Source organism: Allobosea rubneri, assembly GCF_032464875.1.
Classification (GTDB): Bacteria; Pseudomonadota; Alphaproteobacteria; order Rhizobiales; family Beijerinckiaceae; genus Allobosea; species Allobosea rubneri.
On the sequence record NZ_JAWDID010000022.1, the window covers coordinates 1 to 25,757 of the forward strand.

The following is a 25,757-nucleotide window of genomic DNA, read 5'->3' on the forward strand; positions in this document are numbered from 1 at the left end:
ACCTTGACCCCCTTGAGCCGGTTTCGGTGAGACTGCCCATCCGAAACCAGGATGGGCAGTCTCACCGAAACCGGCTCAAGGGGGTCAAGGTTGGACGCCGGTCCTCCGCCTCACGGGGGCAAACTTGCACGCCGAAACACATGCGGGCGGCTGGGCCCTCCTGCCCGCGACCTCGATCGCACGCAGCATCAGCCATCTTTCGGCGACCGAGCTGCGCCGCTTTCCCGGCCCGGCCTTCAGCCGGCCGATCTCGATCGTGGCCCGCGCAGGCGAGCTCGGCCCATTACCCGCCAAGGTCGCCGACGTCTCGCGAGCCATCTTCCGCGATGTCTACATGCCGATGTTCGGCGAGCTGATGCCCTGGGTGACCAGGGAGGTGAGGTTGCATCTGACCATGGCATCATGACATCGGCAGATCGATCGGCAGATTCGGGCATCGTCGGAATTTGCCAGCCATTCACTTGCAGATGAGCTGGCCCGGGCGATCCTGTCAGGCTTGTTCCCAACTGGTCGAACACGATCCGCGCGCGCGACGCTGAACCTGCAGTTGGGAGCGACGACTGCGGTCGCGATCGAGAACTTCAACGAGGTCTTTAACGACAATCTGGCCATCGCATCGGCGCGCGGCACGGTGCTGAGCCTGCCGACCTTCCTGCCGCCGGCCGTTCTTTTCACGCTCTTGGGCAGGAAGGAGCAGGCAGCGGTCTAAGGCCTGGAAAACTGGAACTGCTTTCGAGGCGGGCGCGCGGCTGCTCATGGCCGAGCGCGGCTATGCTGTCCTGCGATCCGTCGCCGTTGCCGGCCAACCGCCGCGCAGATCATCCGTGAACGATCGTTCCGTCTGCGATCACCATGCTCGGGATTTGACGCTCGACGACGACCTGCGGCAGGTGAAGCGCCTCGAAGGCGATCAGGTCGGCGCGTGCGCCAACCTTGATCTCGCCGTCTCCCAGCCCCGCGACGCGTGCCGGGATCGTCGTGGCATGGTCGAGCAGCGCCGCGATGTCCTCGTCGCGCCGCAGCCCGAAGCGATAGGTCGCGAGCATCATCCGGTCGATCATGCCGATGACGGAGGAGGGGTTCCAGCAGTCGCGGATATTGTCGGAACCGAAGAAGACGTCGACGCCCAGTTCGCGCAGCTTTGGAATAGGCGGGCAGCGGTCACCGCCCGGGATGCTCGACAGGATCGAGACCTTCGCCTCGCGCAAGGCCGTCGCGGTCGCCTCCAGGCGGGCGGGCGCGGCATCGGCGAGGGCGAAGGCGTGGCTGATCGTCGTGCGTCCTTCCAGGCCGGCGGCGCGCGTGCGGGCCGCGATATCGTCGATCTCGGCGAGGCCGGTCTCGCCGCCATCATGGAGATGGATGTCGAGCCCGCGCCCATAGCGCTCGGCGAGGCCGAAGATGACGTCGAGCTGGCCCTTCTGGTCGCCATCGATGCCGAGGGGGTCGAGCCCGCCGATGAAATCGGCGCCCATGCGCAGGGCCTCCTCCAGATACTCGGCGGCGACCGGGCAGGTCACGACGCCGCTCTGTGGAAAGGCGACGATCTGGATCTGAACCCGGTCCGCCCAGCGCGCGCGCAGCTCAAGCACCTCCTTCAGCGTATCGAGCTTCGAGACCTCGTCGATGTCGACATGGGTCCGAAGGCTGGTCGTGCCGAGGCGCAGCGCGGTCTCGAGCAGCTTCTCGGCGCCGCGCTCCACAAGGGAGGCCGGATTGGCGCGGCGGTGCGCCTTCTCGTCGTCGATGCGCGCCCGGATCGACGGCGCGGAGCGATGCGGGCGCCAGGGCAGGGCCAGCAGGGTCTTGTCGAGATGGACATGGCCGTCGGTCAGGCCGGGCAGGACGAGCTGGCCGCTCAGGTCGAGTTCCTGGCCACGCTGCACCGGATCACCTGCGGAACGTATGGCGACAATCCTGCCGCCGGAGATTTCGATGGAAACCAGCCGGCCATCGGCGAGCCGGGCATTGTCGAGGGTCAGATCGAAGGTCGCGGTCATCAATATCTCGCATTGAAGCTGCGGAAGCCCGTTTCGGGCGCGGGCATCGGCCAGTCCTGATAGAACCGCCGCAGATAGGGATGAAGCGCCGTCGCCAGGCTGCGCCGGGCGGCTTCCGCCTCGGTCGGTGGGCGCTGCAGCGACCTCCCGAGCTCGGCGAGCACCGCCTCCTTGTCGACGGCGGTGATCTTGCCGTCGCTCAGCACCGGCCGGCCGTCGATCAGGACATCGCGGATCATGCCGCACTTTGCTCTCTGGACGAGCGCCGAGACAATGTCGGTGTCGCCGTCGAGATAGGGCCTCGACAGCAAGGCGCCGTCGACGACGACGATGTCCGCGGCCCGGCCGACCTCCAGACGGCCGATCAGCCGGCCGAACCCGGTGGTCGTGGCGCCGTTCTCGGTCGCCATCCGGAAGATCTGGCGTTCGGAGAGCGGCTCGAAATCATGGCCGGGCGAGCGCTGGAGATTCCATGCGACACGCATTTCCTGCAGCATGTCACGGTCGTCGTTGACGCCCGCCTGGTCGATACCCAGCGCCACCGTGATGCCGGCCTGCTGGAACTCCTTCACCGGCGCGACACCGCTGCGAAGGCGGAGGCCGGAACTGGCGTTGTGGCAGACGCAGGTCCCGGTCTTCGCGAGCAGATCAATATCGGCTTCGGTGCACCAGATGCCGTGGCCGATCGTCATCTTCGGGCCGAGCAGGCCGAGATCGGACAGGTGCCGGACCGCGCTGCCGCCGGTATCAGCTTGAGCGAAATGCCGCTGATAGGGCGTCTCCAGCAGGTGCATGTGCAGGCCGACATCATAACGCTCCGCCAGCTTGCGCTGCGCGAGCAGGCTTTCGGCCGTGCACCATTGCAGGTTCGCCGGCGCGAGCTGCACGCAGCTCAGCCCATCGTCGGCGGCGCCGAACCGGTCATGCAGGGCCTCGAAATGCGCAGTGAGGTCCTCGACCGAGCTGGGTGTCGTGGAAATCATGCCCTCGAGAGGCGCGCGAAGCTCTGATGGCAGCGACGCCAGGAAGGCCTCCTGCGCACCGTAGACGAACCTGTTCCGGTCGCGCCACATGAAGGAGTAGGAGGCGCGCATGCCGATGTCGCGATAGGCGCGCATGATCGCGTCCGGCGCGGCGAGCCAACCCTCGCGCGGCCCTGTCGGCCCGCCATGGATGTGCTGGACGGTGGTGACGCCCGATTCCACCATCTCCATGGCCGAGTAGAGCGTGTCGAGATACGGATCGACCGTTCGCCAGCCGATAAAGCGGGGCAGCCAGAGCTCGAGCGGCAGGAACGGCGTGCCGTGCTGAAGCGGGGTGAGCCCGGTGTGGTGGTGAGCGTTCACCAGCCCGGGCATGACGATGTCGCCGGCAGATCCGAGGACCTCGGCTCCGGGATGGGCCATCGACAGCTGTTCGAACGAGCCGAACTCGGCAATGCGGCCGCCTGAGACCAGCAGCGCGCCGCCCGCATGCAGTTCCGCCCGGTCATCGCCGTCGATACCGCACAGGATATGCCGTCCGCGCACGATCACCGGGTGAGCGCTGTCGGCCAATTCTCGCAATGGCACCGTCGTCATTCCTTGCGGAAGGCCCGGCAATCGGCGGTGCGCCAGCCCACCTTCACCGAAGCGTCGCGGGCGATGCTGACCGGCACCTTCATCGGGTCGCCCTTCGCGATCAGTTCCTGGCCGCCGAGGCTGAAGACGACGCGCGTCGCTTCGCCGAGATAGACCTGCCGCTCGACCTGGAGGGTAAAGACGTTGTCGGCCACCTCGGGGGCCAGGCTGATGCGTTCGGGGCGCAGGCAGAGCACAGCACGGTCGCCGACCGCGAGCGGATCGATGGCGGTCGCGGTCACGAGGATGTCCGGGGCCAGGCGAACCGTGACCGTGCGTTGCGCGCTCCCTACGACTTCGCCTTCGAGCGTGTTGTTCTCGCCGATGAAGCCGGCGACGAAGGCGTTGGCAGGGCTTTCGTAAAGTTCCTCTGGAGGAGCGAGCTGCTGGATCCGGCCCTGGTCGAAAACGGCGATCCGGTCGGACATGGTCAGGGCCTCTTCCTGATCATGCGTGACATAGACCATGGTCACGCCGAGGCGCTCGTGGATCTGCTTGAGCTCGTATTGCATGCGCTCCCGCAGCTGCTTATCGAGCGCGCCGAGGGGCTCGTCGAGCAGGATCAGCTCCGGCTCGAAGACGAGGGCGCGCGCCAGTGCGACGCGCTGCTGCTGGCCGCCTGAAAGCTGGGCCGGCATCCTCGCGCCGAACGGGCCGAGCTTGACCATGTCGAGCGCTGCCGTGACCCGCTGCGCGATCTCTGTTTCGGGCATCTTCCGCGCGCGTAGCGGATAGGCGACGTTGTCGGAGACCGTCATGTGCGGAAAGAGCGCATAGTTCTGGAAGACCATGCCGATGCCCCGCTTATAGGGAGGCAAGGCAGTGATCTCGCGTCCTTGCAAGGTGATCCGGCCATTGGTCGGGGCCTCGAAGCCGGCGAGCATCATCAGGCTCGTGGTCTTTCCCGATCCGGACGGTCCGAGCAGCGTCAGGAACTCGCCGCGGGCGATGTCGAGATTGAGGTCCTTCACGACGAGCGACTGTCCGTCATAGCTCTTCTGGACATGCGAGAAGCGAACCAGCGGCTCGCTGGCCGGCGCGGCGTCGGTCGCCATGGCTTGGATGCTCATGAGTTACTCCGCCCAGAGGGGCAAGGAAGGGGGGAAGCGTTCGGTCACGGTCCGGCCGAGGATGTCGTGGCTGGGATGGGCGTCCCAGACCGCTTGGCTCGATGCGGTGACCTCGGCGAGGATCTCCTCCTCGTCCGCGACGAGGAGGCGCCCGCCTTCGACCAGGACCTTTCCGTCCACGATGACGCTGCTGACGCGATCGGGCCCGGCCAGATGGACCAGCGCCCTGATCGGGTCCGGATTGGCCCCGAACGACAGGGATCGGGGATCGACCAGGACGATGTCGGCTTTCGCGCCCGGCTGCAGGCGGCCGAGATCGGGGCGGGCGAGCGCCGAAGCGCCGGCGAGGTTGCTGGCCCGGAAGACATCGGCGGCGGCGCCCGCCTCGAAGTTTCCATCGGCGAGCTTGTTCATCAGCGACGCCATCCGCATCTCCGCGAACATGTCGAGCGGGTAGGTGTCGGTCGCGAGCGCGACGTTCACGCCGGCGCGGCGGAAGCGGTCGAAGCTCTCGAGCGCGATGCCGCGGCGCGCGAAAGCAACCGGCGAATGCGCGACATTGACGCCCGTCGCGCCGAGGATCGCGATGTCGTCCTCGACGGGGTAGCCGATGGCGCTATGGGTCGAGATGTAGACGCAGTGCGCGAGGATCGTGCCGGCGTCGAGAACGCCCTCCTGCGCAAGGCATTGCACCGGCGTCAGGCCGGTTTGGCCCATGGTCTCGTAGAACTCGCGGTGTTGCTCCACGAAATGCAGGGTGAAGGGAACGCCGAGGGCGTCGGCGACCTTCTTGGCTTCCTTCCGCAGCTCCGGCGTCGAGAGGTAATATTCATCGAGCGCGACAAGCCCCGAGACGCGCGCGTCCGCCGTTTTCGGCAGGCGCTCGATGAAACGGGCGGTGGCTTCGAGCGACTGGAAACCGGCTTTCGTATCGAGCTCGCTCGATACCTTGCCATCCTCTTCCAGCCAGTAGCGCCCGCCCGTCACGACAGGGCTCCAGACCAGCCGGATGCCGAATTCCCGGGCGGTCTCCAGCATCAATTCGCCGTCGCGCGGACCGGCCGGGGCGAAGGCGACCACGGTCGTCACGCCGTTGCGCAGCAGCGAGGCGAAGCCGTAGCGCAGCGAGGCCCGCGCATCCTGAGGCGCGAGAAAGCCGGGGCGGCCGACGCGGTTCTGGGGAAGGAAGTGCAGGAAGCTCGATCTGACGAACTCCCTGCGCCCGCCGTCGACCAGCAGTCGCGGCCCTTCATGCGCGCCGATATGGGCGTGCGTACTGATCTGGCCGGGTATGGCGATCTGCCCGCGGGCATCGATCCTGCGCTTGGCCGGTCCCGGGAAGTCCCTGCCGACGGAGAGGATCTTGTCGCCGGCGATGGCGATCGCGCCGCTTTCGAGATAGCGATGCTGCTCGCCGTCGAAGGCGACGACCAGGCCTCCGGAGATGACGAGGTCGGCGATCTGCTCAGTCATTGATCTGTACCTCCGGGCCGGCGCATCCGCTCCGACCGTGCGCGAAGCCACTCCATCACCAGCATCAGGACGACGGAGACCATCAGCAGCACGACGGCGGCCGCGGTGATCGTGGGCGAAATGTTCTCGCTCACGCCGCTGAAGATCTGTCGCGGCAAGGTGCGCTGCTGCGGGCTGGTGATGAAGAGGGCGATGACGAGTTCGTCGAACGAGGTGACGAAGGCAAAGACGCTGCCTGATGCCACGCCGGGTGCGATGATCGGCAGGGTGACGGTCCGCAGCGTGCGCAGGGGCGAGGCGCCCAGGCTGGCGGCGGCCCGGGGAAGGTTCGGGTCGAAGCCCTGCAGCGTCGCCGAGACGGTGATCACCACGAATGGCAGGGCCAGCGCGATATGGGCCAGGATCAGGCCGATATAGGTGCCGACGAGGTTGACCGCGGCGAAGAAGTAGAAGGCCGAGACCGCGATGATGACCACGGGCACGGCGATCGGCGTGACCAGCAGGGCCATGATGAAGGGCTTCAGCCGGAATCGCGCGCCGTGCAGCCCGAGCGCGGCCATCGTCCCGAGCACCGTCGCAGCGATCGTCGTCACTATGCCGACGAACAGGCTGTTGAGCAGCGCTCCGGTCCAGAGCGGGCTCGTGAAGAACTCGCGATACCATTGCAGCGACCAGCCCGGCAGCGGGAACACCAGGAGCTGGCCGGCCGTGAAGGACAGCGGAAACACGACGAAGATCGGCGCGACCAGGAAGGCGAGAACCGCGAAGGCGAATACGCGGGCACCGCCGAGCGCGAGCCGTTCGGTGAGTGTGGTGGAAGAGGTCGATCGCATGTCAGCGCACCCGCAGACGGTTGAAGCCGACGAGCTTGCCCAGCGCCAGATAGATCGCTGCGACGACGATCAGCAGGAAGGCGCCGAGCGCCGAGGCGAGGCCCCAGTTCACCGCCGAATTGGTGAAGTAGGCGATGAAGTAGCCGATCATCTGGTCGCCCGGGCCGCCGACGAGCGCCGGCGTGACGTAGAAGCCGACCGACAGGACGAAGACCAGCGTTCCGCCGGCGGCCACCCCCGGCAGCGTCAGGGGGAGATAGACCGTCCGGAAGACACGCAGCGGCGAAGCGCCGAGCGATGCGGCCGCGCGCAGATGGTTGCCGGATATGCCCTTCATCACGCTGTAGATCGGCAGGATCGCATAGGGCAGCAGGACGTGGACCATGGCGATCAGCACGCCGGCCCGGTTGAACACCAGCGGCAGGGGCGAGTTGATGATGCCGAGCGCCATCAGCGCCTTGTTCACGAGGCCCTCGTTCTGGAGAAGGATCACCCAGGCGGTGCTGCGCACCAGCAGCGATGTCCAGAACGGCACCAGGACGAGCATCAGCATCCAGCTGGCTGCGCGCTTGCCGGCCCTCGCCATCACGGCGGCGACCAGAAAGCCGATGAGCAGGCACAGGGCTGTGACGGTCAGGCTCACGGACAGGGTCCGGCCATAGAGGTCGATGAAGATGCGCTGGTCCGGCGCGACGCGTTGAAGCTCACCCTCGGGGGATTTCTGGAGATCGAGCGCCGTGAGGAGATAGAAGTCCGTCAGGCGTCCGGATTGCTGGTGCAGCACGCCCCATAGCGCCGGCTCTGCCCATTGCGGGTCGATCGCGATCAGCGCGTCCCGCGCGGACGCGCCTTCGGCGATCGGCATGCGCCTTGCCGTCTTGGTGAGAAGGCCGCGAGCGCCAGGCATGGCATAGTTGAGCCGCCGCCCGATCAGCCCGAGCGAAGGCTGCCCGCGAATGGCATTCAGATCCGCCGCGATGGCCGCGAAGGCCGCTTCATCCGGCTCACCCTTGCCCGACCAGCTTCGCATGACCTCGGCAGTGCGCGGCAGGTAGGTCTGGATCTCGGGGTTGTCGACACTCCTGAACATGAAGAGTGCGAGCGGAAGCACGAAGAACAGGGCGGTGAAGATCACGCTCGGGGCAAGCAGCGCCAGCATCTTGATCAGATGCTTCCGCTCGGAAGCGCTGACCTGAGCCGCCAGCCGCGAACTCTCGACAGTCGCGACCGGCACAGATTGGGATGACATCGATGCCATGACTGTCATTGAGCTACGAAGGTCGCAAAGCGTTGACGGATGGCGTCGCCATTATCGAGCCAGAAGTTGATGTAGCGGGAGCCCGCCTGCATCATGCCGTTGCGCGATTTCGGGTCCGGCAGGCTGGCGCGGCGCGCCTCGCTGAGCAGCGGGTTCGCGTCGGCATTGGCCGGGGGATTGCCGAGCGCCTCCATGTGCCGGGCCTGGACGGGCGCCGAGAGCTGGTAGGCGATCAGGCGGATCGCCGCCTCCTTGCGCGGCGAGCCCTTCATGACGCCCAGGAAGATCAGGGCGTTGGTGTAGCCGGCATCCCAGACGATGCGCAGCTTGCGGTTGTTGGAGCTGTTGGCGGCGTTGACGCGGCCGAGCCAGCCATAGCCCATCGAGACCTCGCCGGTGAGCAGGAGCTGCATCGACTCGTCGCCGCTCTTCCACCATTTGATGTGCGGCTTGAGCTCGGCGAGCTTCCTGAAGGCGCGGTCGACGCCACCTGGTCCCGTGAGGACGTTGACGACATCGGACGGCGCGACGCCGTCCGCCATGAGCGCGATCTCGAGCGTCTGGTCCGGCTGGTACATCAGGGAGCGCTTGCCGGGGAACTTGGCGACGTTCCAGAAATCGGCCCAGCTCTTCGGCGCCGCGTCGCCCTTCAGCTTGTCGGAGTCGATGACGAGAGCGCCGGGCGAGGCGAGGTAGGGCGCTCCGCATTCGCCGAAGCCGCCTACGGCTTCGAAGGCTTCAGGCCTGGCGTGTTTCGACCAGTCGATCTTTTCGAGCAGGCCTTCCTCGCAGCCGGCGACCTCGTTGATCGGGTTGAGGCTCACCGCGTCCCAGACGAGGTTGCCCGTCTCGACCTGCGTGCGCAGCCGCGCCAGCTCCTGATTGAACGTGTCGACCCTGATCTGGATCCCGGTTTCGGCCGTGAAGGGCTCGAAGACCGTCTTCTTCTGGACATCGCCCGGCTGGCCGCCCTGGGTGACGATCGTCAGCGTTTCGGCGCCGAGAGCCTGCGCTTGTGAGAAGGTAAGGGCGATCGCGGTCGCGATCGCAGCATGAACCGGCCGCATCGGTAGTCTCCCTGGATCCGAGTGCTATTGCGCGGCGAAGGTGATGAAGCGCTGGAGCAGCGCGTCGCCGTTGTTGAGCCAGAAGTCGAGATAGACCGTCCCGCTCTGCAGCGACGCCAGCTTCATGTGCCCCGCGGGCAGCGTCGCGCGCTCGGCTTCGGTCAGGAAGGCGTAGGCCTTGGCATTCACCGGCGCATAGTCGATGGCGCGCGCGAAGTTCGCCTGTGGCTCCGGCGACGATGCGAGCTTGATGAAGTCGACCGCGACGTCCTTCTTCTTGGTCCCCTTCATCACCGCGATCATCTGGCTACCGGAAACGTGGCCGGCGCCGAATTCGATCTTGAGCTGGCGGTTGTTGGCGCGGTTCGCCATGCCGACCCGGCCGTTCCAGGCGAAGGTCATGACGACCTCGCCGGTCAGGATGGCCTGCATGGACTCGTCGCCGCTCTTCCACCATTTGATGTGCGGCTTGAGCTCCGCGAGCTTCTTGAAGGCACGGTCGACGCCGCCGGGCGCAGAGAGGACCTTCATGACGTCGGCCGGGGGCACGCCGTCGGCCATGAGCGCGACCTCCAGCGTCTGCTCGGCGCGATAGAGCAGGCCGCGCTTGCCGGGAAACTTCTTCACATCCCAGAAATCGGCCCAGCTCTTCGGCGCTTCGCCGCCTTCGTAGCTCTTCGAATCGTAGACGAGGCCGCCGGAGACGAAATTGTTGGGCAGGCCGCATTGGCCGAAGCCGCCGACATCGGCGAAATCCTTCGGGTCGAGGTGCTTAGACCAGTCGATGCGCTCAAGCAGGCCTTCGTCGCAGGCCGTGGCCTCGTTGATCGCCGTCACGCTGACCACGTCCCAAACGAGATTACCCGTCTCGACCTGCGAGCGGATCTTCGCGAGCTCCTGGCTGAACTGATCGTCGACGATCGTGTGCCCGGTCTTCGCGGTGAAGGGCTTGTAATAGGCCTCGCGATAGCCGGCCCCGGCGGCGCCGCCGTTATTGGCGACCGTGATCGAATCTGCGGATGCGATTTGCGGCGCGATCAGTGCGACCAGCGCCATGCTCAGGCCGAGCATGCTGCGGTTTGCCATGGCGACAACCTCCGTTCCCCGTTGGATTGGTTGCATTTTTGGTTGCGATTTGGCTCGCATCCAGATTGTTGGCGCTTACTTGAATATCTGTTTTGGCCGCTGTCAACTCTGAATCGTGCTGAAAAATCTTGACTTCGTGAGCAAGGCTTGAGCATTTGGTTTCAACCAAAGCAAATCATTGGTTGCAATTATGACTCGCCAGCGGATCACGAACGAGATTAGATCGGCTCTGGAAGAGGGCATCGAGGCGATGATGGCGGCTGCGGCAGATCGAACGGGGGCGAAGTTGCCCACGGAACGGGAGCTCGCCGAGCGCTTTCAGGTGACCCGGCACGCCATAAGACAGGCCCTGGAGCGGCTCGAGGCGAAGGGCTCGCTCTGGCGACATGTCGGCCGCGGCACCTTCCGCGGCCGCCGCAGCGAGGCTGAGCCGCTCGCGGCCGACGTCACGGACTTCTGCAGCCCGCGGCACATTCTGGATGCCCGCCGGATGGTCGAGCCATCGCTTGCGTCGCTCGCAGCCGTGAACGCCACACCCTCGCAGATCGCCGAGATCCAGGCCACCTGCCGGCGCTGCGCCGCGGCGAGGAACATGGATGACTACGAAGTCTTCGACGAAGCCTTTCATCGGGCCATCGCGCAGGGCAGCGGCAACCCGCTCGCAACGGAGCTGTTCGAGACCGTCAACCAGGCACGCAAGAAGATCGTCTGGGGGGCCATGCGCCGCGCGGTGCTCCGCCCCGATCGCAGGGCGTTCTTCAGCGAGCAGCACCGCGAGATCGTCGAAGCGATCGCCCGGCGCGATGCGCATGCCGCCTGGCAGGCGGTGATGTCCCACATGGAAACGGTCGCGCAGACCTACGAGACCCTGCGGCAGGGTGAACCGTTTATCGTCTAGTGTCGAGAGGGCTGAGACAGTGGAGCTAGAGAGCGTTGACCTCGCGGTGCGCGGTCGCATCGTTACCATGGACAAGGACCGGACCGTCATCGACGACGGCATGGCCGTCTCCCGGGCCGGCCGGATCCTGGCCGTCGGCCCGCGCGCGGAGATCGCGTCGCGCTTCCGCTGCGACCAGGTCCTAGGTGACGCCCACTCCATCATCATGCCGGGCTTCATCGACGCCCATACGCATTGCACCCAGTGCTTCGTCCGCTCGCTGACCAGCGGCGAGCTGCCGATGATCCCGCGCATCTACAGCCCGGCCCAGCGCTCTTTGAACGCCGAGCAGGCCGCCACGACCGTCAGGCTCATCGCCGCGCAACTGCTGCGGTCCGGCATCACGACGATGTGCGAGGGAACCCTGAACCCTGCGCATGAGCCGGCAATCGTCGAGGCGATCGAGGAGACCGGAATCCGCTGCGTGATGGCGCGGGGCGCGGCGGACCAGGATTTCCACCACGCGGCGCTCTACAGCCAGATCACCGATCGCTCCTGGTACAAGGCGCGGGAAGGGCAGGCCGAGAAGGAGCTTCTCGCGACCGAGGATTTCCTGAAGCGGCACCCGGCGCGCGGGGAGGGCCTGATCCGGGGGGCGGTCAATGTCTCCGCGCTGATGAATTTCTCCGAGGCCTACTTCAAGGGCGGAGCCGAGCTCGCGCGCCGGCATGACGCGACGATCCAGGTCCATATCGGCAGGGATCGCGAGGAGGTCGAGTTCTGCCTCGCCGCCTTCGGGCGCCGCCCGATCGAGCGGCTCGCCGATCTCGGCGTCATCGACGAGCATCTCGTCGCGGTCCATGCCGTGTTGGCGAGCGAGAAGGAGATCGAGCTCCTGGCCCGCGGCGGGGCGGGCCTCGCCCACTCGCCGGTGGAATGTGTCGCCAATCTCAATGCCATTCCCAACCTGCCGCGCTTCCGCGCTTCGGGCATCCGCGTGGCGCTCGGCTGCGACAACCAGGCCAACGACATCTTCGTGAACATGCGGGCCGCCTGGCTCATCCATGGCGCCAAATGGGGCGTGTCGAGCTACGACGCCGAATTTCTGTCCGCCGGCGAGATCATCGACATGGCGACCATCGAGGCCGCCTCGGTGCTGCGATGCGACGATCTGGTCGGTTCGCTGGAGCCCGGCAAGGCCGCAGACATGGTCGTGCTCGACGGCAGCGGGCCGCACATGATGTCCTCGCAGCATCTCTCAAGCGAGCTGCTGCGCTACGCTTCGCGGGCCGAGGTCAAATCGACGATCGTCGCAGGCAAGGTTCTCTATTCGGACGGGGAGTTCCCGACCATTGATATCGAGCGGCTGCGGGAGGAAGCCACGGCCGGCGCGCGGTTCGTGCGCGATGTCGTGGCCGACCGGCGCTACCGCCCGCTTCCGGCCTGGTAATCCACCGGTGCGAACCATGCGATCGCTGTCTTTCCGGCGATCGCATGCGTGCCCCAGGAGCTGCAATGTATCTCGCGGTCGTGCTGATCGGCCTGAATCTCAGGCCTTTCCTCACCGGCGTGGCTCCCCTGGCTTCGGATATCCACGCGGCGACGGGGCTCAGCGATCAGGGCATGTCCCTGTTCGCGAGCCTGTCCATGGCGGCGATGGGACTGTGCGCCTTCCTCGGCCCCGCCATTCAGAGAAAAATCGTCGAGGACCGCTGGGTCATCGTCGGGGCGCTGACCGCGCTCGGCCTGTTCTCCGGCTGGAGGATGGCGACCGATAGCGGCAGCGTTCTGATCGCCACCACGACGCTTTGCGCCCTGGCCGTGGGGCTCCTCCAGGCGGTTTTTCCGCGGCGCATCAAGGCGCATTTCCTCGACAGGACGCCCTTCGCCATGGGGCTGTTCTCGGCGTGCCTGATGGGCGGTGGCGCCATCGGCGCCCAATTATCGCCGCTGATCGCCGAAGCGAGCGGCAACTGGCGACTCGGTCTCGGCTGGATGGCGCCGTTCGCCGTCCTGGCCGCTGCCGTTTCCTTCTTTCATCTGCCGTCCAACAGCGCGGGGCCGAGCGGCACGCTGGGACTTCGGGACCTGATGTCCAGGCCGCGAGCCTGGCTGCTGATGGTCGGCTTCGGAATCGTCAACGGCAGCTATGCCTCGATCGTCGCGTGGCTCGCGCCCTATTATCAGCGGATGGGCTGGTCCAGTACGGACAGCGGCAGCCTTCTCGCCGTGCTGGCGACGAGCCAGGCTATCGCCGCGCTCGCGCTTCCCGTGCTGGCTTCCAAGGGCCTGGACCGGCGCCCCTGGATCCTCCTATCTCTCGGCCAGCAGCTCGTCGGCTTCTGCGGGCTCGCATTCGCTCCCGAATTCCACCCCACCCTCTGGGCGGTCGTGATCGGCATCGGAATGGGGGGAGCGTTCTCGCTGTTCATGGTCGTAGCCCTGGATCACCTGGAGAACCCGATCGAAGCAGGCGCTCTTTCCGCCTTCATGCAGGGCGGCGGTTTCCTGATCGCGGGCAGCTTTCCGTGGATCGTCGCCGCCCTGGGTGAGCGAGCCGGCGGTCTTTCATTCGGTTGGCTCGTCCATGCCGGCGCCATGGGCCTCGTCGCTGTCCTGGCCTGCCGCTTCAGGCCACAGGATTACGCGCTCGCGCTCGGCATTCGCTCCGATAGTGGTCTACGGACCAGTTCGGCCACCCGCAGATAGAAGTGCCGAACGCTGGGCGCATAATCCAGGTCCGTGTACTGGCCGGGTCGGCAACTGCGGCGCGGACGACGTTGCCCTCATATCGAAGCGCGGCATTCGCGACGACGTGCTGGGCGATGCCGTCGCGAATACCGTCTTGCTCATGACAAGCCTTGGCGCTCAGTTCGGCGTGTAGACAAGCTCGCGCTCGCCCTTCGGCGGCAGGAACTGGCGCGAGAAGATCTCCTCCGGCTTCGGCGTGCGGGCAAGCTGGTAGCCCTCGACGATGATGCCGATGGCGCGGGCCATGCGGTCGTCCTTCGTGTCGCCGACGCCGATCTCCTTCATCTCGGGCGAGACGATCAGCTCGCTGAAAGAGTATTGCAGGCGCTGTTTCTCGATCTTCTCGTCGACGAGGTTGTCGAAGTTCATCACGCCCTTCATGCCGAGATTCTGGTCCTTGCCGATCTCGAGCATGGCCTTGTTGGTGGCGCGGACCAGCCCGGCGACGGCCTTCGGGTTCTCCTTGAGCAGCTTCTGCGAGACCATCAGCCCATTGGAATAGAGGTCGAGGCCGTAGTCGCCGAACATCAGCCAGTTGAAGTCCTTCTGCGGGTCCTGCCGGTTCAGCAGCAGATTGAAATAGCTGGTGATGTTGAAGATCAGCGCGCCGTCGATCTCGCCCTTGATCAGCAGCGGCTCCTGCAGGTTCGGCGCCATGTTCGATAGCTTGATCTTGGACATGTCGACGCCGTTCTTGCGCGCGAAGACCTCGAGCAGGCGCGTCGTCGGCGTGCCCTGCGAGCCGCCGAGCGTCTTGCCTTCCAGATCCTTCGGCTTGGCGATGCCGGTCGTCTTCTTGCTGGAGATCGCGAAGGGAGGGCGGTTCCAGATCATGTAGACCATGACCGGGTTTTCGCCGGGCTTGGCCGCAGCGTTCTGGATGATCGCATTGACGTCGCCGAAGCCGGCATCATAGGCGCCGCCCATGATGCGGGTCACCGTCGCGCCCGAGCCCTCTCCCTGGTCGATCACGACGTTCAGCCCTTCGGCCTTGTAGTAGCCCTTGTCGCGGGCGACGAAGAAGGCGGCGTCCGATCCTTGGGTCTTCCAGCCCAGGGTGAACTTGATGGTCGTCTCCTGCGCCAGTGCGGAGCCGGCCAGCGCGAAGCTCGCGAGCAGGGCCGCAGTCAGTGTCTTGAGCATGGTCTTTCCCCTCTTGTTTTGCGCGGATTGAGATCAGGCGGCGGCGAAATCGTTCTTGCGGTTGGCCCAGCCGGTGACGCGCATCTCGATCAGCGAGAAGGCGACGTAGAGGGCCACGCCGAGCCCGGCGAGGATGAAGAGCCCAGCGAACACCAGCGGCACGTTGAAGTTGGAGGAGGCCGTCATCATCACGTTGCCGATGCCGCGATTTGAGGCGACGGTCTCGGCCAGCACGGTGCCGACGAAGGCATAGGTGACGGCGACCTTCAGCGAGGCGAAGAAGAACGGCATCGTCCGCGGCAGGCCGACATTCCAGAGGATGTCGAGCTTGCTGGCGCCGAGCGCCTTCAGCACGTCCTCCATCTCTGGCTCGGTGGTGGCGAGGCCGGTCGCGATATTGACGACGATCGGGAAGAAGCAGATTGCGAGCGAGGTCAGCACCGCCGGGACCGTGCCCGAGCCGAACCAGAGCACGAAGATCGGCACCACGGCGACCTTGGGGATCGACGAGAACCCGATCAGCAGAGGATAGGCCGTGTCGTAGGCGGTGCGCGAGACGCCGATGATCGCGCCGAGCACGACCCCGAGCGCCACGCCGAGCCCGAAGCCCAGCATCGTCGTCGCCAGCGTCTGCAGGATATGCGGCCAGAGGATCGGGAAGCGCTGCACCAGCGTGGCGAAGACCTGGCTCGGCCGCGGCAGGATCAGGTCCGACATGCCGGACGCGATGCAGAACACCTCCCAGCCGGCGAAGAACAGCAGGATCAGCGCGGCCGCCCAGAATTTGCGCTTGAGATTCTCGGACATGTCAGTGGCTCCCCGCTATTGCCTGGGCCGAACGGGCATCGACGATCAGCTCGCGCAGGCGCTGGTTCAGCGCCACGAAACCGGGCTCGAAGGTCATGGCGATGCTGCGCGGCCGCGCGAATGCGACGGGGCTGTCGTCGATGATCCGGCCGGGCCGGGCGCTCATCACGCAGATGCGGCTCGCCAGGAAGCCGGCCTCGCGCAGATCGTGCGTCACCAGCAGGACGGTCGGCCGATGGGTCAGCCAGAGCTCCTGCAGGATCGCCCAGAGTTCCTCGCGGGTGAACTGGTCGAGCGCGCCGAACGGCTCGTCGAGCAGCAGCATCCGCGGCTCATGGATCAGGGCGCGGCAGAGATTGGCGCGCTGGAGCATGCCGCCGGACAGCTGCCAGGGATATTTGCCGGCAAAGCCCTGCAAGCCCACCTGCGCGAGCAGCGCATGCGCCCTGTCGCGGAAGCTGCCGCGTTTCTCCTTGCGGAACTGCGAGCGGAATGGCTCGACGATCTTGAGCGGCAGCATGACGTTCTGCTCGATCGTCATCCAGGGCAGCATGGTCGGGTTCTGGAAGGCCATGCCGAGCCGCAGCGCCTTGGCCGCGACCTCGCGCCCGCCCACGATGACGGCGCCCGAGCTCGGTTGCACGAGGCCGCTGACCAGGCGCAGGATGGTCGACTTGCCGCAGCCGGAAGGGCCGACCAACGCGAGGAACTCGCCATCCGGAATGCGCAGCGTCGTTTCGGAGAGGGCAGGGACGGCGTTCGCCCCGCGTCCGAACGTGACGGAGGCCTGCGAGAGTTCCGCTGCGAGCCGTGGCTGCGCGGCGGCCTGCATTTCGGGTTCCGGCGCCACCGCGGTGGCGAGAAGGGGGCTGGTCTGGCTCATGAGAAAGTGCATGCAATAGGAATGCCAAACTGCATTGGATGCTCTGTGGCCGCTCGCCGTTCATGGAGCGGCGAAGGCACGACCGCTACCGCGGCTGTTCGCAGGGTTCCTGGCGCACTGCATGCATTGCGCGGTCCCCCGGGACGGCGCTAAGACGGCTGGCACAGGGTGGACGATGACGATGGCGCGTGACGGTGGTGGGGGCAGCGGCCCCTCGGACAAGGTCGGACAGATATGCCGGGCCCTGCGCCGCGCGATCATCGAGCAGGCGCTCGAGCCGGGCGAGAAACTGCCCGAGGATGCGCTTGGTGAACGTTTCGGTGTCAGTCGCACAATTGCGCGCCATGCTCTCGGTCAGCTGGCCGCCGAGGGGCTGGTCGAGCTGCGCCGCAACCGCATTGCCGTGGTCGCAACCCCGAGCTGGCAGGAGGCGCGCGACACGTTCGACATCCGCATCGAGCTCGAGCGCCTCGTCGTGCGCCAGCTCGCCGGCCGGCTGAGCAAGAGCCAGGTCGCGACGTTGCGCGCCCATGTCGATGCCGAGGATGCCGCACGCAGCGGGCCGGACGCAGTCTCGATCCGGCTCGCGACCGAGTTCCACATCCTGCTGGCGACGATGACGGAGAGCCCGATCCTGATCCGCTATGTCAGCGAGATCGCCTATCGCTGCTGCCTGACGCTATCCCTGTTCAGCCGGCCGCATTCATCCGAGTGCGGGATAAACGAGCACAGGCAGCTGATCGATGCGCTCGAGGCGGGGGATGCAGAGGCTGTGGCAAGCCTGATGCACCATCACCTCGATTCGGTTGCGGAACGCGCCTTGGTCGCGCACGCGAAACCGCGTGGGCGCGACATCATGGATATTCTGGCGCCCTATGCCGAGACGGCGCCCGCCGCCCCGCCTTCCGGGCGCAAGCGCCGGCTGAGCGCGGCCGAATAGCCGTTTCAGGCAACGATGCCGCGCTGCTGCAGGATGCGCTCGGCGCTGTCGTTCCAGACGTCCATCTTGACGATCAGCCCATCGCGCACGACGAAACGATCGACATAGCGATTGCCTTCGAAGGCGGTGCCGTCTGGCCATTCGCCATAGAGCGTGCCGACGCTGTAGACGATCGTCTCGCCCTCGGCTGGGCAGACATCGAAACGCTCCATGCGCTTCTTCACCCAGCGATAACGCATGGCGTTGAAGCCCGACGGTCCGCTCGGATGGTCGAACAGGCGCCCCCCGGTAAAGGTGATCGGCGTCCCCGGCGCCATGTACCGCGCCGCGCCGTCCGGATCCGGCACCATCGAGGCTTCGAGATAGGCTCGCACGATCTCGGCGTCCGAGAGCGGCTCCACGCGGTTCAACATGGTCTGGTCCACTGTCACGGGGTCATCCTGAACCTAGTGTTTAGCGTCTCGGCACATAAAGTGCATGCATGTTTTCTGCGCAACTGAATACCAAACGACAAGCAGAGCCATGCCGACCGCCCCTTCTCTCGATCTCGTCTTTCGCCGAGCGACCATCCGCGGCCATGACCAACCGCAGGATATCGGCGTCAGGGCCGGGAGGATCGCGGCCATAGGCGCGGGGCTGCGTTGTGATGCGCCGGAGGTCGAGGTCGGCGGCCGGCTGGCGCTGCCGGGCTTCGTCGACAGCCATATCCATCTCGACAAGGCCTGCCTGCTCAGCCGCTGCGGCCACGACCATGGTGGACTCGCCGGCGCCATCGCGTCCGTCGCCGCAATGAAGCGCAACTTCACCGAGGCCGATGTCTACGAGCGCGGCGCCAGGGTCATCGAAAAGGCGATCGGCAAGGGTACCACCCGGATGCGCACCCATGTCGAGGTCGACCCACGCGCCGGACTGCGCAGTTTTGCGGCGATCAAGGCGCTGAAGGCCGACTATGCCTGGGGGCTCGACCTCTCGATCTGCGTCTTTCCGCAGGAGGGCCTGACCAACGATCTCGGCACCGAGGAACTGCTCGTCACCGCACTCGAGGACGGGGCCGACCTCCTCGGTGGCTGCCCCTATACAGACACCGATCCGGCGGCGCAGATCGAGCGGCTCTTCGCACTGGCGCGGCGCTTCGATGTCGATCTCGATTTCCACCTCGATTTCGACCTCGATCCGAGCTGGATGCATCTCGACGAGGTCTGCCGGCAGGCCCAGCTGCATGGCTGGGGCGGGCGCGTGGCGATCGGCCACGTGACCAAGCTCTCGATGATTCCTCCCGATGCCCTGGCGACGATCGGGCGAAGGCTCGCCGATACCGGCATCGCCCTGACCGTGCTACCGGCCACCGACCTCTACCTCATGGGCCGGCAGGAGACCCATGCGAGGCCGCGCGGGCTCACGCCGGCGCATCTGCTGGCGGCTCAAGGCGTGACCTGCTCGGTCGCAACGAACAATGTGCTCAATCCCTTCACGCCCTTCGGCGACGCCTCGCTCCTGCGCATGGGCAATCTCTACGCCAATGTCGCGCAATGCGGCCCGCACGAATTCGAGCAGTGCCTCGACCTTGTGACCACCGCGCCGGCACGGCTGATGCGCCTCGCCGATTACGGCATCGCCGTCGGCAATCCCGCCGACCTTGTCATCCTGGATGCCCGGACGCCGGGCGACGCGCTGGCGGAAATCGCCGAACCGGTCATGGGCTTCAAGCGCGGGCGCCTGAGCTTCGAGAGGCCGCCAGCGCGGTTGAACCTGCCGGCCGCGAGCATGTCCAGTGAGCCAAGGGGGGTGAACGAGCATTGACTCCGGAAGCCGCCACCCCGCCAGAGTGGCCCAGCCGAGCCCGATGCGTGGTCGGCTTTGCCGGGCAAATGGCGGGGTCCGCGGCAATGCTCGGCAATTCTGCGATCCGATAGCTCCGACCGGAGGCGGCGGACTGACCGCGGGCCGGACGCCACGGACATAGGCCGCGCCAACCGCGCCTGTGGGAGGGCTGGACGGGATGCTTCCTAACCTTCGCGGACTCAGCTTGCGCCGGCAGCCGAACGCCTGACAATCAGCTCGACCGGCAAAACAGTATGCTGCTCAATCGCTTCGCGCCGGACAAGCGCCATCAGCTTCATCGCCGCAAACTGACCGATCCTGCCGGTCGGCAGATGCACGGTCGTCAGCGAAGGCGAGATGTGAGCGGACATGTCGAGCCCGTCGATGCCGACGACCGCGAGGTCACCGGGCACGTTCATGCCGCGCGCATGGGCCTCCTCGATGCAGCCGATAGCCAGCAGGTCGACGCCGCCGATCAGCGCTGTCGGCTTGTCATCGAGTTCGAGAAGGGTGGCGCAGCCGGCGCGGCCGCCGGCCAGCGTCAACGCCTGTTCTGTGACCAGCTGGTCTGGGAGCGACAGTCCCGCCTCCGCCAGTGCCTGCCTTGCCCCGGCGAGGCGCGCCGTCTGCCGGTCGTTGAAGTGGAGCGGGCCGGTGATCATGCCGATGCGCCGGTGGCCGAGTGCGATCAGGTGCTCGGCGGCCAGCCTTCCGGCCAGCACGTTGTCGATCGCGACCGAAGCGAAATGGCCGTCTCCGCACCAAGTCAGGACGACGGGAACGCCCGAAGCCCTGAGCAACGCGGTCGTTTCCGGCGCACGCTCAGCTCCAACCAGCATCAGCCCGTCGACGCCGCGTCCGAGCAGGGCCCGGACCGCCTGTGTCTCAGCCGCTGGGCTGGCCTCGTGCGAGGCGACCAGCAGCAGATAACCGGACTGCGCCAATGTCGCCTGCATCGCCTGGAGCGCGCGGGCGAAGATGGCGCTGTCCAGTGTGGGGACAATCGCGCCGATCGTCATCGAGCGGCCCGAGGCGAGCGCGCGCGCCGCGCCATCCGGCAGATAGCCGAGGCGCTGGGCGCTGGCCATGACCTTGGCCAGCGTCTCGGGCGAGACCAGCTCCGGCTGCGCGATCGCGCGCGACACGGTAGCGGGCGACACGCCGGCATCGCGGGCGACATCGCTCAGCTTGATGCGGCGACCATCCATCGGTCTTCCCTGATGAAAATCCTTTCATAACCTAGCGCCCAAGCCGGGTCGGATACAAGCGCTCAAGCCCGATATATCCATCTCGCAAGGCATGTTGACATCCGGATTGCGATCTGGAAGCTTAACTGAAAGCGCTTTCATTAAAGGGCGCACGAGGAGCGCGATGATAGGACGGCGAGGATGGGTCAGTCTGGCCTCGGTGGCGGCGACGCTGCTGCTGTGGTTTGTCTTGACGACGGCGACGGGCCTGGTTTCGCCCGGCCGCTTTCCTTCGCCCACCGAATTCTGGCAGTCGCTCAACCAGATCGCGACGCGCGGCTATGCCGGCGCCGAGCTTGCGAACCATGCCTTCCACAGCGTCCGGCTCGTCATCCTCGGCTTCCTCGTCGCGATCGCCACCGGCGTGCCGCTGGGGCTGTGGATGGGCTGGAGCCGGCGGGCCGAGGCGGCGATCAACCCGATCTTCCTGATCATCCGCCCGATCCCGCCGCTGGCCTGGATCCCGCTCGCGATCCTATGGCTCGGCCTCGGCGACGCCGCCAAGATCATGGTGATCTGGTTCGCGGCCTTCGTCCCCGCGGTCATCAATGCCTTCGCCGGCGTCCGCAACATCGACCGGCCGATCATCGAGGCGGCGCGCATGCTCGGCACGCCGCGCTGGCGGCTGGTAAGCGAGGTCATCGCACCGGCGGCGTCGCCGATGATCTTCACCGGCCTTCGCCTATCGCTTCAGGCGGCCTGGACGACGCTGGTCGCCGCCGAGCTGGTCGGGGCGCTGGTCGGCATCGGCTTCGTCCTCAACATGGCGCAGCAGGACATCTACCCCGGCATGATCCTCGTCGGAATGGTCACCGTCGGCGTCCTTGGCTGGGCGACGACGCTGCTTCTCGGCCTCGCCGAGCGCCGCGCGCTCGCCTGGAACGTGGCGGGGAGAGACTGAGGCCATGAGCGACTCACCACTGCGATTGGGCGAAAAGCTGGCATGGGGGCTACTCGGGCTCGTCGGCTTCATCGGCCTGTGGACCCTGCTCTCGGTCTCGGGGATCGTGCCCCGGCAGTTCCTGCCTTCGCCACTCGACGTGCTGACGCGGACCCTCCAGCTCAGCTCGACACCCTTCGCCGGTGCGACGCTGCCGCAGCACCTTGCCTCCAGCCTGCAGCGCTACGCCTTGGGCGTGCTGCTCGCCGCCGGCATCGGCGTGCCGCTCGGCCTGCTGATGGGCTGGTTCCGCCTGCTCGACGACATCGTCACGCCGCTCTTCGACGGGCTGCGCTTCATCGCCCCGATCGCCTGGGTGCCCTTCGCCGCGCTCTGGTTCGGCACCGGCATCGGCGGGCCCGTCCTGATCATCTTCGCCGGCGCCTTTCCGCCCTGCCTGATCAACGCCTATCGCGGCGCGCGCTTCGTCGAGCCGCGCCTGATCGAGGCGGCGCGCATGCTCGGCACCGGCCATCTGCGGATGATCCTGGAAGTCCTGCTGCCGGCAGCAATGCCCTCGATCGTCGCGGGACTGCGCGTCTCGGCCGGGCTCGGCTGGCAGTCGCTGGTCGGCGCGGAGCTGATCGTAGCGGCCGCTGGCGTCGGCTTCATGATGGTGCAGGCGCAAGCCAATGTCGCGACGCCGACGGTGATGGCCGGCATGGCTGCGATCGGCATCGTCGGCATGCTGATCGACATACTGCTGCGGCAGGGCGAGGCGTGGATGCGCCGCCGCCGCGGCCTCGAGGCTTGAAGGGCTAGACGATGGGATCGATCCGTTTCGACAAGGTCGACAAGGTCTTCGGACCGCGCGGCTCCGGCGTGAAGGCGCTCGACGACATCAATCTGGAGATCGGCGAGAAGGAGTTCGTCGCCATCGTCGGTCCTTCCGGCTGCGGCAAGACCACCTGCCTGAGGATGGTCGCGGGCTTCGAGCCTCCGAGCGCGGGCACGGTCAGCGTCAACGGCAAGGCGGTGACCCGGCCCGGGCCGGACCGTGCGGTTGTATTCCAGCAATTCGCGCTGTTCCCCTGGAAGACTGTGCGCGAGAACATCGAGCTTGGCCTGCGCAACAAGCAGCTGCCGAAAGCGGAGCGCGACGAACTCGTCGCCGGCGCGCTGAAGCTGATGAACCTCGAAAGCCATGCCGCTGCCTTCCCGCATCAGCTCTCCGGCGGCATGCAGCAACGCGTCGCCATCGCCCGCGCCTATGTGCTCGACCCCGAAGTACTGCTGATGGACGAGCCCTTCGGCGCCCTCGATGCACAAACCCGCGTCGTCATGCAGGAGGAGCTGGTCCGGCTGGCAAGGGTCAATCCCCGCACCGTCCTGTTCATCACCCATGCGGTCGAGGAAGCGGTCTATCTCGCCGACCGGGTCGCGATCATGACGCGGCGCCCGGGCCGCATCAAGGAGGTGCTCGACATCCGCTCGATCCGCGAGGCCGAGAACTGGGACCGGCTGCAGAAGATCGAGGACGTCATGGATATCGAATCCTTCGTCCATCTGCGCACCCAGATCTGGAAATCGCTGCGCGAGGAGAAGGGCGCCCATGGGGCTTGAGCTTGCCTTGCTGCCGCGCCTGCAGCGCGACCTGACCGAGCCGGAGCCGATACCGGAGGCCGGCATCGCGCGGGCCTGCGAACTGATGCGCTCGGGTCGGCTGTTCCGTTATGGCGAAATGGGTGCCGACCAGAACGACGTCGCGGTACTGGAGCAGGAATTCGCCGCCTTGATTGCTCGGCGTTACTGCGTGGCGGTCAATTCCGGCGGCGCGGCGCTATGCCTGGCGCTGAAGGTGCTGGATGTGCAGCCGGGCGAACCGGTGCTGGTCAACGGGTTCACGCTCGCGCCTGTCCCTGGCGCCATCCTCCATGCGGGAGCCAGACCGGTTCTGGTCGAGATCGGCGCAGACTACGTCATCGATTGCGACGATCTGAGGCGCAAGGCACGGGCTTCGGGCGCGCGCGTCCTGCTGTTGTCGCATATGCGCGGCCATATCGCCGACATGGATGCGGTGATGGGCGCCTGCGAAGAACTCGGGCTGGTGCTCGTCGAGGATTGTGCGCATGCCCTGTGCGCCACGTGGAACGGCCGGGCAATCGGAACCTTTGGCGAGGCGGCGGCCTTCAGCGCCCAGACCTACAAGCACCTGAACGCCGGGGAGGGCGGCTTTCTCGTCCTCGACGACGCTCATCGCGCCGCACGCGCCATCCTTCATTCGGGCAGCTACATGCTGCACGAGCAGCATCTGAGCGCACCGGCTTCCGACGTGATCGCCGGCTGGGAGGAAAGGACGCCGAACTTCAGCATGCGCATGACGGCGCTCGCCGCCGCTCTGCTGCGGCCGCAACTGCGGGATCTGCCGCGCCGGGTCGCACGCTGGAACGCGATTCATGACCGGATCGCCAGCGCCATGCACGCTCTCAGCATGTTCGCCTGCCGCCCCGTTCGCCGAGGCAGCAATACTCCGCGACATCCGTCCAGTTCTCGCTGCTCGGCTTCACGGATGGCGAGATTGCCGCAGTGCTCGATCGCTGTGCCGCCCGCGGCCTGCCGATCAAATGGTTCGGCGCCGGCCGGCAGCGTGGCTTCACCAGCGCACCGCGCCACTGGCGCTATGCCGGCGAGCAGGGGCCGATGTCGCAGACCCACGCCATCCTGGCCGGTCTCTGCGACATCCGCACACCTCTCTCGCTGACCGATGAGGATTGCGACCTCGCAGCCGAGATCCTGCGCGAGGCCATCGAGACCATCGTCTCCACGCGGACGGAGACAGGGAAAACCGGACGAGCCGCGACAAGCTGAGACCGGATCAACGACAAGAGGGAGAGACGAAGATGAGACGCATCATTGCCGGACTGGGCCTCGCCGCCACGTTCGCTTGCGCTGTGATTTCGCCCACGCAGGCCCAGACAGCGATCGGGATCAGCTATCAGCCTTCGCTCTACTGGGCGCTGCCCTTCCACTACGCCACGGTGAAAGGCTGGTGGAAGGAGGTCGGCCTCGCCCCCAATTTCTCGACCTTCCCGGCCGGTGCGCCGCAGATCGCGGCGGCGGCCGCCAAGTCATGGGATGTCGGCGGCACCGGCTCGGTGCCGGCCGTGCTCGGCGCAGTCCGGTTCAACATCCTGACGATCGGCCTCACCAACGACGAGTCGAAGACCAACGCCATGATGGTGCGCGGCGACAAGTTCGACGCGATCAAGGCCGATCCGAAGTCACTGAAGGGCCAGAAGCTGCTGCTGACGACGAATTCCACCGTCGACTATTCGGCGCGCAAATGCCTGACGAAGTTCGGCCTGGCCCATGGCGACATGCAGTTCGTCAATCTCGGCCAGGCCCAGATCATCACGGCGATCACCTCCAATAATGGCGATGTCGCCGGTGTCTGGGCGCCCAACACCTACACGTTGGAAGACCGCGCCAACGCCAAATATCTCTGCTCCGGCGCCGATGCGAACGCGATCGTGCCGGGCGCGCTGATCGTGCGCGCCGAGTTCGCCAAGGAACGGCCGGACGATGTCGCGAAGTTCCTCGCGGTCTTCCTGCGCGGCTGGTCCTGGGCCAAGGCCAACCCGGCCGAGGCGCGCACGCTCGCGCTGGACTTCTACAAGCAGGGCGGTCTCGAGGTCACGGCCCGCGCCATGGACCAGGAGTTCGCGCTGCGTCCGACCTTCGGCCTCGACGAGCAGCTGAAGCTGATGGCGCGTGGCACGGCCGCCTCGACCGTCGACGGCTGGTTCAGCGAGATCGGCAAGTTCATCACCGAGGTCGGCACGATCCCGTCGAACCCGGACACCAAGAACTATCTCACAGACGACTTCCTGAAGCGCGTCGCGGCGGACCCGAAGCTCAAGGCCTTCGCCACCGAGTTCGACAAGAAGTGACCTGAGATCAGACCAAGCATGGCGATGGCGGCGCCCTCCGGGCCGTCATCGC

25 protein-coding genes are annotated in these 25,757 nt (G+C 66.4%); 12 read left to right on the plus strand and 13 right to left on the minus strand.

Translation table 11 applies throughout. The annotated features are described in order from the left end of the window. The first annotated feature begins 124 nt into the window (after positions 1-124). Together RKE40_RS15300 and RKE40_RS15305 are read left to right on the plus strand one after the other, a co-directional pair. Entirely contained in the window at positions 125-406 is a 282-nt protein-coding gene (locus RKE40_RS15300; RefSeq protein WP_316019093.1) for a hypothetical protein, read from the plus strand. Positions 407-496: 90 nt separating this feature from the next. Beyond that, complete coding sequence (locus tag RKE40_RS15305) at positions 497-709, plus strand: hypothetical protein (RefSeq protein WP_316019094.1); 213 nt, start codon at positions 497-499, stop codon at positions 707-709. Between the two features lie 109 nt (positions 710-818). Here the strand turns inward: RKE40_RS15305 and RKE40_RS15310 are convergent, their stop codons facing one another. From RKE40_RS15310 to RKE40_RS15345, 8 genes are read right to left on the minus strand one after another with little or no spacing between them, the layout of a single operon-like run. Next, a complete protein-coding gene (locus tag RKE40_RS15310; protein ID WP_316019095.1) occupies positions 819-2,000 on the minus strand; it encodes an amidohydrolase in 1,182 nt (393 codons plus the stop codon). Beyond that, a complete protein-coding gene (locus RKE40_RS15315; protein WP_316019096.1) occupies positions 2,000-3,571 on the minus strand; it encodes an amidohydrolase family protein in 1,572 nt (523 codons plus the stop codon). The genes RKE40_RS15310 and RKE40_RS15315 overlap by 1 nt, the downstream gene beginning before the upstream one ends. Before the next feature lie 5 nt (positions 3,572-3,576). Next, positions 3,577-4,689, minus strand: a complete 1,113-nt coding sequence (locus RKE40_RS15320) for an ABC transporter ATP-binding protein (protein ID WP_316019097.1) — start codon at positions 4,687-4,689, stop codon at positions 3,577-3,579. Positions 4,690-4,692: 3 nt separating this feature from the next. Further along, positions 4,693-6,162: an amidohydrolase family protein gene (locus RKE40_RS15325; RefSeq protein WP_316019098.1), complete on the minus strand. Its 1,470-nt coding sequence runs from the start codon at positions 6,160-6,162 to the stop codon at positions 4,693-4,695. Continuing rightward, entirely contained in the window at positions 6,159-6,995 is an 837-nt protein-coding gene (locus RKE40_RS15330; protein ID WP_316019099.1) for an ABC transporter permease, read from the minus strand. The genes RKE40_RS15325 and RKE40_RS15330 overlap by 4 nt, the downstream gene beginning before the upstream one ends. A gap of 1 nt (position 6,996) precedes the next feature. Beyond that, positions 6,997-8,244, minus strand: coding sequence for an ABC transporter permease (locus RKE40_RS15335; RefSeq protein WP_316019100.1), 1,248 nt, complete (start codon positions 8,242-8,244; stop codon positions 6,997-6,999). Between the two features lie 14 nt (positions 8,245-8,258). Beyond that, on the minus strand, positions 8,259-9,320 hold the full coding sequence (locus RKE40_RS15340) for an ABC transporter substrate-binding protein (RefSeq protein ID WP_316019101.1): 1,062 nt from the start codon (positions 9,318-9,320) through the stop codon (positions 8,259-8,261). Positions 9,321-9,344: 24 nt separating this feature from the next. Next, positions 9,345-10,406 carry an ABC transporter substrate-binding protein gene (locus RKE40_RS15345; protein ID WP_316019102.1) on the minus strand — a complete coding sequence of 354 codons (1,062 nt, stop codon included), beginning with the start codon at positions 10,404-10,406 and terminating at the stop codon, positions 9,345-9,347. A 190-nt stretch (positions 10,407-10,596) separates the two neighbouring features. Here RKE40_RS15345 and RKE40_RS15350 point away from each other — a divergent pair, with 190 nt between their 5' ends. From RKE40_RS15350 to RKE40_RS15360, 3 genes are all read left to right on the plus strand, one after another. Beyond that, positions 10,597-11,304, plus strand: a complete 708-nt coding sequence (locus RKE40_RS15350) for a FadR/GntR family transcriptional regulator (protein WP_316019103.1) — start codon at positions 10,597-10,599, stop codon at positions 11,302-11,304. A 46-nt stretch (positions 11,305-11,350) separates the two neighbouring features. Next, positions 11,351-12,733, plus strand: a complete 1,383-nt coding sequence (locus RKE40_RS15355) for an amidohydrolase family protein (protein ID WP_316019104.1) — start codon at positions 11,351-11,353, stop codon at positions 12,731-12,733. 65 nt (positions 12,734-12,798) lie between these two features. Next, a complete protein-coding gene (locus RKE40_RS15360) occupies positions 12,799-13,992 on the plus strand; it encodes a cyanate transporter (RefSeq protein ID WP_316019105.1) in 1,194 nt (397 codons plus the stop codon). A 159-nt stretch (positions 13,993-14,151) separates the two neighbouring features. Here RKE40_RS15360 and RKE40_RS15365 read toward each other — a convergent pair whose 3' ends face one another. Genes RKE40_RS15365 through RKE40_RS15375 form a run of 3 tightly spaced genes read right to left on the minus strand, consistent with a single transcriptional unit; the run spans position 14,152 to position 16,816 of the window. Further along, positions 14,152-15,177: an ABC transporter substrate-binding protein gene (locus tag RKE40_RS15365; protein ID WP_316019106.1), complete on the minus strand. Its 1,026-nt coding sequence runs from the start codon at positions 15,175-15,177 to the stop codon at positions 14,152-14,154. Positions 15,178-15,210: 33 nt separating this feature from the next. Beyond that, positions 15,211-15,984 carry an ABC transporter permease gene (locus RKE40_RS15370; RefSeq protein ID WP_316019107.1) on the minus strand — a complete coding sequence of 258 codons (774 nt, stop codon included), beginning with the start codon at positions 15,982-15,984 and terminating at the stop codon, positions 15,211-15,213. Between the two features lies 1 nt (position 15,985). Next, complete coding sequence (locus RKE40_RS15375; RefSeq protein WP_316019170.1) at positions 15,986-16,816, minus strand: ABC transporter ATP-binding protein; 831 nt, start codon at positions 16,814-16,816, stop codon at positions 15,986-15,988. A gap of 232 nt (positions 16,817-17,048) precedes the next feature. Here RKE40_RS15375 and RKE40_RS15380 point away from each other — a divergent pair, with 232 nt between their 5' ends. Beyond that, positions 17,049-17,807, plus strand: a complete 759-nt coding sequence (locus RKE40_RS15380; protein WP_316019171.1) for a GntR family transcriptional regulator — start codon at positions 17,049-17,051, stop codon at positions 17,805-17,807. Between the two features lie 5 nt (positions 17,808-17,812). Here RKE40_RS15380 and RKE40_RS15385 read toward each other — a convergent pair whose 3' ends face one another. Continuing rightward, complete coding sequence (locus tag RKE40_RS15385; RefSeq protein WP_316019108.1) at positions 17,813-18,220, minus strand: nuclear transport factor 2 family protein; 408 nt, start codon at positions 18,218-18,220, stop codon at positions 17,813-17,815. Between the two features lie 109 nt (positions 18,221-18,329). On the opposite strand from RKE40_RS15385, the gene RKE40_RS15390 reads away from it, so the two are divergent. After that, a complete protein-coding gene (locus tag RKE40_RS15390; RefSeq protein WP_316019109.1) occupies positions 18,330-19,607 on the plus strand; it encodes an amidohydrolase family protein in 1,278 nt (425 codons plus the stop codon). Positions 19,608-19,828: 221 nt separating this feature from the next. On the opposite strand, the gene RKE40_RS15395 is transcribed toward RKE40_RS15390, so the two are convergent. Continuing rightward, the gene (locus RKE40_RS15395; protein ID WP_316019110.1) at positions 19,829-20,836 is read right to left on the minus strand and encodes a LacI family DNA-binding transcriptional regulator; all 1,008 of its coding nucleotides are present in this window, start codon (positions 20,834-20,836) and stop codon (positions 19,829-19,831) included. 229 nt (positions 20,837-21,065) lie between these two features. Here RKE40_RS15395 and RKE40_RS15400 point away from each other — a divergent pair, with 229 nt between their 5' ends. From RKE40_RS15400 to RKE40_RS15420, 5 genes are all read left to right on the plus strand, one after another. Next, entirely contained in the window at positions 21,066-21,776 is a 711-nt protein-coding gene (locus RKE40_RS15400) for an ABC transporter permease (RefSeq protein ID WP_316019111.1), read from the plus strand. Between the two features lie 4 nt (positions 21,777-21,780). Further along, on the plus strand, positions 21,781-22,569 hold the full coding sequence (locus RKE40_RS15405) for an ABC transporter permease (RefSeq protein WP_316019112.1): 789 nt from the start codon (positions 21,781-21,783) through the stop codon (positions 22,567-22,569). 11 nt (positions 22,570-22,580) lie between these two features. Next, positions 22,581-23,378 carry an ABC transporter ATP-binding protein gene (locus RKE40_RS15410; protein WP_316019113.1) on the plus strand — a complete coding sequence of 266 codons (798 nt, stop codon included), beginning with the start codon at positions 22,581-22,583 and terminating at the stop codon, positions 23,376-23,378. Beyond that, on the plus strand, positions 23,368-24,516 hold the full coding sequence (locus RKE40_RS15415; RefSeq protein WP_316019114.1) for a DegT/DnrJ/EryC1/StrS family aminotransferase: 1,149 nt from the start codon (positions 23,368-23,370) through the stop codon (positions 24,514-24,516). Before RKE40_RS15410 ends, RKE40_RS15415 begins: the two co-directional genes overlap by 11 nt. Positions 24,517-24,655: 139 nt before the next feature. Further along, positions 24,656-25,705 carry an ABC transporter substrate-binding protein gene (locus RKE40_RS15420; protein ID WP_316019115.1) on the plus strand — a complete coding sequence of 350 codons (1,050 nt, stop codon included), beginning with the start codon at positions 24,656-24,658 and terminating at the stop codon, positions 25,703-25,705. The last annotated feature ends 52 nt before the right edge of the window (positions 25,706-25,757 follow it).